This window comes from Streptomyces sp. NPDC054840 (assembly GCF_053611065.1).
Genome location: NZ_JBSGZP010001082.1, coordinates 1 through 1,510 on the forward strand (window position 1 = coordinate 1; position 1,510 = coordinate 1,510).

Consider the following 1,510-nt stretch of genomic DNA (forward strand, 5'->3'; position numbering starts at 1 on the left):
CCCCTGCGGCGTCCCCGCCCCGCGTTCCGGAAGGCCGTCCGACACGGAGGTGCTCGGGTCGGACGGGACGCCGAGGGCAGGTCACCTGTTTCCTGACGGACTTCTTCGTCGTGCCCCCGCAGGACAAGAGCCCGGCGTAGGCTCGGCCGCATGCCGATCCGTGCCGTGCTGTGGGACATCGACGACACCCTGTTCGACTACACCGGGGCCGACGCCGTCGGGCTCTCGCGGCAGCTGGAGGCCGAGGGCATCGCCGCGCGGTACGGGACGCCCGTCGAGGCGCTCGCGCTGTGGCGGCGGATCACCGACCGGCACTGGGCGAGCTTCGCAGCCGGTGCGGGGAGCTTCCAGGGGCAGCGCCGGGACCGGGTGCGGGAGTTCCTGGAGCAGCCCGCCATGACCGACGGCGAGGCCGACGCCTGGTTCGACCAGTACGTCGAGCACTACAAGGCCGAGTGGAAGGTCTTCCCCGACGTGGTGCCCGTACTCGACACCCTCGCCGCCGGCTACCGGCACGGGGTGCTCTCCAACTCCTCCCTCGTCAATCAGGACCCGAAGCTGCGCGACCTCGGGCTGCGCGACCGCTTCGAGGTGCTGGTCTGCGCCGTCGAGCTCGGGGTGAGCAAGCCCGAGGCGGGCGCCTTCCTGGCCGCGTGCGAGGCGCTCGGCCTGCCGCCGGGCGAAGTGGCGTACGTGGGGGACCAGCCCGAGATCGACGCCCGCGGGGCCCGTGACGCCGGCCTGCTGTCCTTCTGGCTCGACCGGGAGGGCGGCCGGGGGCCGGGGCCCGATGGGGCACACCGGATCGAGGGCCTTGACCAGCTCCCGGAGCTGCTGGCAGCAGATACCCGTTTTGGAGCACGGTCAGGCATCCGGTAATGTTCTTTCTGCGCCGCCGGAGCGGGCCGAAAGGCCGGACGGGGGCGCCACTCGAAAGAAAATCCCCCAGGGGGTTGACTTTTGGTGGGGTATAGTGTAATTGGCAACACGAGGGTTTCTGGTTCCCTTATTCTAGGTTCGAGTCCTGGTACCCCAGCGCAGTGCAGTAGCAACGCAGTGCTTTGCCCCCGTTGTGTAGCGGCCTAGCACGCCGCCCTCTCAAGGCGGTAGCGCCGGTTCGAATCCGGTCGGGGGTACAGATCCTTCCCGCGAGATCTCCAGGGTCGCACCCGGATGTTTTGATGCAGGATCGCTAGGGCCCCCGTTGTGTAGCGGCCTAGCACGCCGCCCTCTCAAGGCGGTAGCGCCGGTTCGAATCCGGTCGGGGGTACTGTGGTCTGGTCTAGACCACCCTTGGGCTATGGTGTAATTGGCAACACGAAGGTTTCTGGTTCCTTTGTTCTAGGTTCGAGTCCTGGTAGCCCAGCGCAGTATCTGCAAGCCCCCGTTGTGTAGCGGCCTAGCACGCCGCCCTCTCAAGGCGGTAGCGCCGGTTCGAATCCGGTCGGGGGTACGCACGCAAGAGGCCCTCCGCGTTCATCGCGGAGGGCCTCTTCGTTGTGTCCGCGCA

General features: G+C 68.1%; 1 protein-coding gene and 5 tRNA genes. All 6 read left to right on the top strand.

Going from position 1 to position 1,510, the window contains the following annotated elements; translation table 11 throughout:
- Nucleotides 1–150 precede the first annotated feature (150 nt).
- The 6 genes from ACWGIU_RS37685 (at nt 151) to ACWGIU_RS37710 (ending at nt 1,453) form a co-directional block, all read left to right on the top strand.
- The gene (locus tag ACWGIU_RS37685) at nt 151–879 is read left to right on the top strand and encodes an HAD family hydrolase (protein ID WP_453712576.1); all 729 of its coding nucleotides are present in this window, start codon (nt 151–153) and stop codon (nt 877–879) included.
- Nucleotides 880–964: 85 nt separating this feature from the next.
- Nucleotides 965–1,036, top strand: a tRNA-Gln gene (locus ACWGIU_RS37690).
- Between the two features lie 27 nt (nt 1,037–1,063).
- A tRNA-Glu gene (locus ACWGIU_RS37695) sits at nt 1,064–1,136 on the top strand.
- Between the two features lie 61 nt (nt 1,137–1,197).
- Nucleotides 1,198–1,270 (top strand) — tRNA-Glu (locus tag ACWGIU_RS37700).
- A gap of 24 nt (nt 1,271–1,294) precedes the next feature.
- Nucleotides 1,295–1,366: transfer RNA gene (locus ACWGIU_RS37705), tRNA-Gln, on the top strand.
- Nucleotides 1,367–1,380: 14 nt separating this feature from the next.
- Nucleotides 1,381–1,453, top strand: a tRNA-Glu gene (locus ACWGIU_RS37710).
- Nucleotides 1,454–1,510 lie beyond the last annotated feature (57 nt).